Genomic DNA, 9,185 nt, shown 5'->3' with positions numbered 1-9,185 from the left:
CAAATATTGAAACAATATATTCGATTTTAAATTTAATATCCTTTAAAATCCTCTCTAAAAATTCGGGATTAAAATTAGCATAATTCATCTGAACATACGATAAACCATTTGCATGCACAAAATTATTCAAATTCACCCCAATATCATCCCAAACTTTTCGAAGCTTATACTTATTAATCACTTTTTCTATTTCTTTATTTTTCATTAAAAAAATAAGTATATCTGTTAACTTAAAATCTTTAAGTTTTCCTTCCATCCAATCGAAACAATTATTATCGTGTTTAGAAATCTTTTTATGATTATATCTGTTACCTACTTCTAAAAAATATAGATATAAAAACAAATCGTCTCTAAATTTTCTAACCAACACATTAACATCACTAAAATTCCCAGAATCGATTAAGGTACGTATACTTTTCAGCGTACTTTCTGTTGAATCAATTAATTCCGTTCTCATTATGAAATGTCTATTGCCATGATTAAAAAAATTCACATTACCATTTGACCATATTAAATCAGATAATTGCCAGACAAACATTAAATGTTTATCAAGACTTTCAATCGTTTCTTTAAAGGCAGGATTAGACTGAATTCCCTTTGACTTTCTATCCCACTTATCAAAATTTTTTTCCATTTGCACCTCAATTTATTTTTAGTTAGTATTAGTTACATTTATTTTATTAATAGTTGGAACTCCTGCGATTTCAAGTGTATGTAGAAGCTCTGAAATTCCATCGGTTGTTTGTTGCACATTTTCTAATTTTCTATATCTAAGTACTTCTCTTTCATTACTAACTGTAAATATTATTCGTTCTTTTGCTCTCGATAATGCTACAAAAAATGCATTTTTATCTGCTTCTCTTTGGGTAGAAAAGCTCCAGAAAGCTTTGTCTTCTACTCCAATAAAAATTACAGTATGATACTCCAACCCTTTGCTTTTATGAATAGTCATAATAGGAATGCTATATTCTCCTATAAAGTCACTAATCAATTCTTTCATAGAAATTCCATCTTTATAATTTAATTTAGATATCATCTTTTCTATCAAGACATTTAAATAGTCTCCTTGATTGTATTTAGGATATATTGATCTAATAATATCTTCCCCAAAATAATCTATTATGCTTCTTAATATGCACTCAATATCCACTATAAATTTACTTTCATCTGTATTAGTAAAACTACTTTTGATCTCTGATAATAATTTTACTAATTCTTGTTCAACAGATATATAATTGATACTTTGTGGATCTAAATCGCCATACTTAATTTCTAAAATTTCATCAATTACACTTAACCACAACTCTGGAGATTTTTCTTTATATGATAGTTCTAATATTTTTATCAGAATTAAAATCACTTCTTCTGATAATAACTCCTGATAATCTTTTTCTATTCTACTTTGAATATTTAATTTGGATAGTTCTGTCATTAGAGTTGTTGCATAAATATGTTCCTGTTGTTTAACAAGGATACAAAAATCCCTTGGCATAAGTTGATTTTCTTCGATCCATTTTTTAATATTTTCAGCTAATATAATTGCTTCACTATAATGGTTATCAAAATTCCATATTTCACAAATACCATCATCTTCATTCCAGCTCCCTGCTGCTTTCACATCTATAGATTGACTATTTAAAGTTCGTGAGAAAACATTTTGTATATATACTAATTTAGGAGCTGATCTAAAATTACATAAAAGTGTAGCATTTTCCGCACCAAAGTCTGATGTAAATACATCAAATGCATTTGGCAAAGCTCCAGCCCAGCCCATTATTCTTTGTTTATTATCTCCGACAGCTGTTAATTTAGAATCTGAACCTAAAAAGATAGTTTTCAATAATTTATATTGCAAATCCGTTGTATCTTGAAACTCATCTAAAAATACATGGCTATAGGTCGCTCTTAATGCTTTAACAATTAGCGGATTTTGGCTTAATAAATATTCGACTAGAGTTGATATCATTGGAAAAGATAATGAACTTTTAAGGTCCCCTTTCCCTTTGATTAATACTCCCCATATTCTTCTATTTATCCAAGAATATAAATCACTTTCAATACTTACTATCGGAAAATTTGTATTTTTCATAGTTTTAATTAATCTTGCAAAATGATATTCAAATTGCCAGTTTCTATAGCTAGGATTCGGTTCTGTAATATAACTTTTAACAATATCATCAATTTGTTTTTCATCTAAAAGGATTTGATAATCTCTATGAGGTCTATACTCTTCAGGTAAAGCATTTAGAAACTGCTCCAATAAACTTTTAGCAAACGCATCAAATGTTTTTGATTCAAATCTCGAAGCTACCTCTTTACCATATCTTTGTTTAACACGCTCTTGAAGGTTTTTTGCGGCATCTGTTTTAAAGCTTATTGCCAGGATCTTTTTAGGAACAGTACATAAATCTGTTTCTATTAAATACCCAGCCTTATGTGCTAATAATTCCGTCTTACCTGCCCCAGGACCTGCAGCAATAGCAATATTATTAGGATTTTTAATTGCGTGCAATGCTGCTTCCTCTAAAATAATATTATTAGATGGAACCCATACATTAGATTGTTCATTCATATTGATCACCCTTCTTCTGATAATCCAATTTTTCCTTTTATTCGATTTACAAGTCTAATCAGTTCCGCAGGTGCCTTTTCAATTAATACTTCATTACTTATATCTTTAAGCGCCGCTATATGAGTACTAGGCTTACCCCTGCCTAAAAATAATGAATTATACCAAATCATTGATTTTTGTTCTTCGGAAGAGAAGGTTTTTGCAATAGCTGCAGGACTTTTTAAAGTAGCTTGTATCGAACTTTCTAATTTAGAAAGAAATTCTGCCGAACTTTCATTATCTATGTTTTGAGGACCGCGGCTCATTGTATTATGGTATTCATCTTCAAATTTTATTAACATACTAAAATCAATATCTAAGGGATAAGAAAAGAAAACGTCTTCTTTTTCTAGTTTATCAATCCATACCTTCATACTTTGAATATCTTCTACATTTCTTTTGTGAAAAGACTTTATATCATCCATAGTGTAAATATAATCTACTAGTTCACCATCTATAGAACCCTTCCTTTTAACTTTTAGTAAGTCCTCAGAAATTCTATTATTAGCTTTTAATTGATCTAGAACGTATTTAATTCTTCCCCAGGCTCCTCCATTTCTTTCTCTGTCTAAATCTAATAAAGTTACATGAGGTATTGATAAATCATTTAACAATTTCCACATATGATTCACATGACGTCCACCTAAAGGCACTACAGAAATGTTAAAGTCATCTAACAAAATATCGGATGCACTTAATAACTTAGGTAATATTATTTCTTCGCTATCACCTTCTCCTAATACTACTAATTTTGAAAAATACAAATCTGGGTAAGCCTTAACGGCCTCCTTAATATATGTATGTGCTGTATCAGTTTTTTCTGGAAGAGTAATACAATTTACTATTGACTCAAAGTTTTGTATTTGTAAATGCCTTATATGTTCAGGATCTATTTTCCCAATTATTGAGGAGTTATGAGAAGATAAAATAACTTGTGCATTATCTTTTTGCGCTATTTCTTTTAAATTTCTAACAACTCTACCTAACAAATGTTGTGAAATATGATTTTCAGGCTCTTCTATAGCTAATATATTTAATAATGGCTTATCTTTCTTTTCTTGCTTATTTTCGATTTCAAGTAAAGAAGAAACTAATGTAATATAAAACAATGATTTTAGTCCGTCACCAAGTTCTTCAATTTTTACTGTGTTACCGTCAACACTTGGGTTAAATAAAACTTCTACATTTTTCAAAAAATCCTCTAGCGTGTTGCTATTAAATTTCAAATTACTATTTGAGTACCTTTGATCTTTATGATACTTATTCCATTGAGTATTTAATATTTCTTGAATACTTTTTATCCCTTCAACACCCTTAAATAGATCTTCAATCGGAGCAGTCAAAGATTCAATGTCTGTATCAAGATTTTCCGGCCACTTTATCCCGTCAAAAATCCTCCATAATAACGTCCCTGAAGCATTTTTTAACTGTTTTGTAGGATTTCTCATAGCTGGTACATACATCATTTGAATTAAATTTTTATGATGTATTGGGACCTTTACTAAGTCTCCTTCTACTTCAACATCCCCATATGGTACTTTCACATAGTGTAACTCTTGTTCTATGTTACCTTCAGGGTTTGTTCCCTGAATCCACTTTCCTGTTAACCTTATTCTTAAATAAGGTGCTTTACCAGGTTGTTCAACCACTAAATGTTTAATAAATTCAGGAACTGTATCTATATCTTCAGGATTTTGATTTTCTAATTCAGGAAAGACTACTTTTGCTTCGATAAGAAGGTTCTTTTCTTCAGCTAATGTACTAGTGGCATTACTCGGGATATGGAAATCAGTCTTTACCAAAGTTCTATCCACATTATTTTGACCAAAGAGCCTTAATAGAGCTATAATTAGGCCCGTTTTCCCAGCACTATTAGCTCCAATTAATGCAGTTAAATTATCAATCTCAACAGTTTGTGAGGTTTTTCCAAAAGATCTAAAGTTATTTAAATGTAATTCAGCAATAAACATATCAATTTCCCCCTTTTGTTATATCGTAATAATTTTATTTAGACTGTATTGATTTCAAAAAACTTAATTAACATATATTAATTTCTTTAAGCTCTTAGATCCACTTAATTCAACTGTTTCAAAAACTACCATATAATCATTGATTTATCTTCTAGAGAAGCTTTCTTTAAAAAAATCCCTACTATAATTAATAATCGCATCTGCCTAAAAAACTATTAATCCAACTATGAATATTTTACCAGAAATTATTGAGTAATAATTTATTAAGAATCTTGAAATCTTCTCAATTACAAGATATTTATATTACAATAAATTAATTTGACTTTAAAAAATTATAAATTAAACATTTTATGTGTGTAATTTTTTGTATCTTTTGCAAAGTGGGATTATCCACTTTGCTTTTCTTACGTTCATTAGAATATTTATATAAAAGTAGTTAATTTGGACTATAAAAAATATTAAAATCTGAAGATAAAATGATTAATACTCGAGGCCAAGAGTATTTATTAACTACAAATCATAATGAGAAAGGAGGTCCGTGGAGGACAGAGACTATCTTAAGAATACTGAATGGTATAAACAACGCTTAGACCATTGTGAATCCTTCGGTATCTCTAGAAATATCATTAATTTATTCACCCTCCTACAGGAACAAAATTATAAGTAAACTTCAAATTCCCGGATACCAAACAAAAGTGATTGTTAATCCAAGGAAGAACAAATCTTCGATAGTAGCAGCTAGTGTGCAATTATCATTGGATTTTAATAAAGATGAAAAAAGAGATTCGGAGAATTAACGTATAAAAAGTTTCTCTCCAGGCAATGATTATTACAAAATCATACTGGAGGGAAAAAAATGAAAGCAAAATATCGAGTTGTCAAAGTCAGTTACTCTGAAGAGCTATCATCAGAATCGGAGTTGTGGTTTAGACGTTTTATAGAGAAATCACTATTAGATCAAGTTGTGAAAGATGATTATAGACTACGAGCTTTACTGATTAATAAGAAAGGATAATTTACATGAAAAAATTTAAAGTTATTTATACGCGCGTCAGTTCAGCGGCACAAAGTCTTGAATTACAAGAAACTGCTGCAAAAAGATACCTTGAATCGATTGATTTAAGTGAAGACGAGGAAACAATTATTTATCTATCTGATTACGATGTTTCTGCAACAAAATTAAAAATGGATCAGCGACCAAAATTGGTGGAATTAATTAGCCTAATTAAAGAAGGTAAAGTAGAAAAGCTAATCGTATATAAACGTGATCGCTTAGCTCGAAACTTTTATGAATTTGTGGATTTAACAAAGATTTTTATTAAATATAATGTGGAAGTTGTGTACACAGCCAGTAATGAACCACCCTTTAAAAACAAGCTAGCCCTAGAAGCGTTTTATGGAATGTTTGGACAACTTGAAGGCGAAAATATTCGTACACGTACAGATGATGCTCGCAAACAATATCCTTCACGTCTATTTGGCTACACACGTATAAAAGAAGATGAACAAGTTCGTTACCAAATTAATGAGGATAAAGAGATGTAATTCTTTCATTATTTGAGAATTTTAGTAATGTCCAAGACGGTGAGCAATTTCTAAACTTTTTAATGGTACGACGTAAAGGTTTAAATAAGCCTGAAAAGTTGTTTCGTATTTTATCAAACCCATTTTACGCTGGACACTATGAAACAAAAAATGGTTATCAGATATTATCTCATGTAACACCAATAATTGATCTAGATCTTTTTCTTAAAGGTAAATCTAAACTAAATGAGTATTTTTCCTATTATCAAGAAAGTTTAGAAGGTGCCAGTAATCAGTTTTTAGTAATACCAAATTGCGAGAAGTGCGGAAATGTAATGAAGCATCGAAGAGAAAATGTATTTGATTAGGATACTTTGTATGTAGTAATAACCACAAACGACTTTTAATCACTGTTGAAGAGTTAAATAGTTTAGTTAAAGAAACATTATTGGAACACATCCAATCGATTTCCACCAAACATTTAAGAAGCATTACGCTTTAATATCTTGACCGTCAATCCCAGCGCTTCCACGGTTTGCCTTGACTCTTTTAAACGCATCCAGTACAACGTGTTTTGAAATCTTATACGGTTTACTCTCTTTCATCAAATCCTCCTGTTTTACCAGTTGTTCTCAGCTTTCGAGTTGAATGATGATGTCCCTTCGCTCCATTACCATTACAGTAACTTCCTCACTACTACGAACATCTCCGCCCCTATCATCTCGCTTCGCTATTTCGACCTCGCCTTTCTGTGGCTTGTGTCTTTTCACTTACCATCGAGATGCAGGTTCCTGTGTTTCACATCAGAGCCCGATATACACTCATGCCACCTTAATACCGTTTGCCAAGTAGACAGCTTTCCAGGTTATCTTCTACTCTTATCCTTGCCTAGTGATGAAAAGCAAGTTTTGACAAAGTTTTACGTTATCGATACTTCTTCAGCGGTTCACTTGCGTTCATCTTTGTATATCTCACATGATTGATTTGTTTCAACCTTTTCCCTAGACGCTCACCACAACAACTCTTTATTGCAGCAGCTTAGGGTTGTTTGATAGATTTGCCTGATTCAATCTCTATCGAGGGGCCTTCCCTCATCTCTAATGTGCCTTGCACAGCACACCACCACCGTACGTACGGATCCGTATACGGCGGTTCCATGAAGTATGCCGGACAGCGATTTTGTATCTCCCTGTCCGTTTTGCTTTTCTGTCTCTCCTTGCCACTTGTATTCTCAGCCCTCTTAGTGTCTCCTATGGGATTCACCATTTCTTCCACTAAGTAAGTCCTTCTTTGGGTTGTCTGCTTCATCGAACAAGTGAAATTCGAGTTTATTCCACACTCCTTCATGGTTCGGTCCTTCCCCTTCATTCTAGATGTGAATGGTACTATGACCTCTGCTGACTTCTGATGGTTCAGCTACCTATCGCTAAGTAGGTTACAAAGTGTACTTTGCGGTTCCATCAGACCTCCCCGGGTAAGCGTATGCACTTTCACACCATCTATCCGCCTCATTTACTCGATATGACCTTCGACAGAAAGGACTTTGTGTTGTTATGCACACTCATCCAATCATACCTAGCCTTCTATGAGATTCGTGTTCCTCGGACCGGTGTTTTGCCTTCAGATTCCGCGTCGCCACGGACACCCTTGCTCTTGGCTAACCTCTACTTCTGTCTTCGGGGTTCGGGACTTGCACCCTATAGTTCATACACATGCCGGGCGCACATAGACAAATACCCGTCTCAATAGAGGCGGGTATTTATTTCTTATATCCTGAATTTTTGAATTTCCGATTGTAAATCTTGTGCGTTATTACTTAAAGTAACCGAAACACCATTAACTTCTTCTATCGACTTAGCTTGTTCCTTCATTGCTACGGCAACTGTCTCTACTTTACTTGATGATGTTTTAGCACCGTTCGATATTTCATTAACAGAAGCAGAAACTTCCTCTCAAATTTTTCAATGGTTCATTCGTTACTCAACATTAACCTTGATCCATTCCACGGCAGAACTAGAAGAAGTAGTCTCAAATTTACAAATGTATATCCAAATTCATCCATTTTAAATATATAATTTTATTCAGTCTCATTGACTACTTCTTTAGAAAATGAAAAAAGAGACTTTAAAAAATGTTTGAAAAATATCCCAGACACCATAATTTTAATACAAATCAATTGAAAATTTTTTGAAAATCCAATTTTTAAACAAAGATATAAATAAATTGGTCATAGTTTATATTTTTAGGTTCTTAATTATAGTACAAAATCCAATTAATTGGGTTTGTATGATAAATTAAAGAAGTAAAACAATTTCTAATAAAAGGAGGATAAGATTAGTTGATTAAAAAAATCAGTATGCAAAATATAGCTACATACGACGAAATTGGTGCTACTTTAGATAATGTAAAAAAAATTAATTTTATTTATGGTAACAATGGGAGTGGTAAAACTACAATTTCTGAATTTATTCGTAAGGAAGAAAAATTCCCCCATTGTATATTAGAATGGCAAGGAAAAAGATTGGTTCCTTATGTATATAATCGTAATTTTGTTAATGAAAATTTCAGATTAGATAACCCTATAAAGGGGATTTTCACATTAGGTAAAGAGTCAGTAAATCTACAATTACAAATAGACGAACTAAAGGAAAAAATAATTAGTCACGATGATGAAATTCGAAAACAAGATAATCTTATTGGGACTAAGAATGATGAGTTATCTAAGTTAAATGAAGAATTTAGAGAAAAATGTTGGGATATAAAAAAGGAATTAGATAGTGAATTTAAAGATTTGATTGAAGGTTATAGAAATTCTAAAGAGAAATTTATGAATAAATGCCTTGAAGAATCTAATAATCTGATCCAAGATGTAAAAACTTTAGACCAGATTAGAGAAAGAAAAGAATCTATTTATGACCAATCTGGTGAGAAATTAGAGCTTTTAATAAATATTAATTATGATGAATGTTTTGAAGATAGTTCTATTTTTAAAGTTAGGATTATTGGTAAAGAGGATGTTGATATAGCTGATTTATTTTCCAAGTTAAATATCAGCGACTGGGTACAACATGGATTTATGC

8 protein-coding genes are annotated in these 9,185 nt (G+C 31.6%); 4 read left to right on the top strand and 4 right to left on the bottom strand.

All coding sequences use genetic code 11. The features are described from left to right. The 3 genes from ACFCYJ_RS26920 to ACFCYJ_RS26910 form a co-directional block, all read right to left on the bottom strand. Positions 1-634: hypothetical protein (locus ACFCYJ_RS26920; protein WP_376078995.1), on the bottom strand; the 634-nt coding region annotated here is incomplete at its 3' end. 18 nt (positions 635-652) lie between these two features. Beyond that, positions 653-2,572 (bottom strand): UvrD-helicase domain-containing protein, encoded by a 1,920-nt coding sequence (locus ACFCYJ_RS26915; protein ID WP_376078993.1) that lies wholly within the window; start codon positions 2,570-2,572, stop codon positions 653-655. A 5-nt stretch (positions 2,573-2,577) separates the two neighbouring features. After that, positions 2,578-4,581, bottom strand: a complete 2,004-nt coding sequence (locus ACFCYJ_RS26910; RefSeq protein WP_376078992.1) for an ATP-dependent nuclease — start codon at positions 4,579-4,581, stop codon at positions 2,578-2,580. Positions 4,582-5,437: 856 nt separating this feature from the next. Between ACFCYJ_RS26910 and ACFCYJ_RS26905 the strand changes: the two genes are divergently transcribed. From ACFCYJ_RS26905 to ACFCYJ_RS26895, 3 genes are all read left to right on the top strand, one after another. After that, the gene (locus tag ACFCYJ_RS26905) at positions 5,438-5,596 is read left to right on the top strand and encodes a hypothetical protein (RefSeq protein WP_376078990.1); all 159 of its coding nucleotides are present in this window, start codon (positions 5,438-5,440) and stop codon (positions 5,594-5,596) included. A gap of 5 nt (positions 5,597-5,601) precedes the next feature. Next, positions 5,602-6,126, top strand: coding sequence for a recombinase family protein (locus ACFCYJ_RS26900; protein ID WP_376078988.1), 525 nt, complete (start codon positions 5,602-5,604; stop codon positions 6,124-6,126). 62 nt (positions 6,127-6,188) lie between these two features. Next, the gene (locus tag ACFCYJ_RS26895; protein WP_376078986.1) at positions 6,189-6,473 is read left to right on the top strand and encodes a recombinase family protein; all 285 of its coding nucleotides are present in this window, start codon (positions 6,189-6,191) and stop codon (positions 6,471-6,473) included. Between the two features lie 264 nt (positions 6,474-6,737). Here ACFCYJ_RS26895 and ACFCYJ_RS26890 read toward each other — a convergent pair whose 3' ends face one another. Further along, positions 6,738-6,875: a hypothetical protein gene (locus ACFCYJ_RS26890; RefSeq protein ID WP_376078984.1), complete on the bottom strand. Its 138-nt coding sequence runs from the start codon at positions 6,873-6,875 to the stop codon at positions 6,738-6,740. A 1,568-nt stretch (positions 6,876-8,443) separates the two neighbouring features. Here ACFCYJ_RS26890 and ACFCYJ_RS26885 point away from each other — a divergent pair. After that, the coding region (locus ACFCYJ_RS26885; RefSeq protein WP_376078982.1) for an AAA family ATPase at positions 8,444-9,185 on the top strand (742 nt) is incomplete at its 3' end.

The sequence above is a fragment of the Lysinibacillus sp. NPDC056232 genome (assembly GCF_042267565.1).
Classification (GTDB): domain Bacteria; phylum Bacillota; class Bacilli; order Bacillales_A; family Planococcaceae; genus Lysinibacillus.
This window is presented reverse-complemented; position numbering and strand designations above follow the sequence as displayed.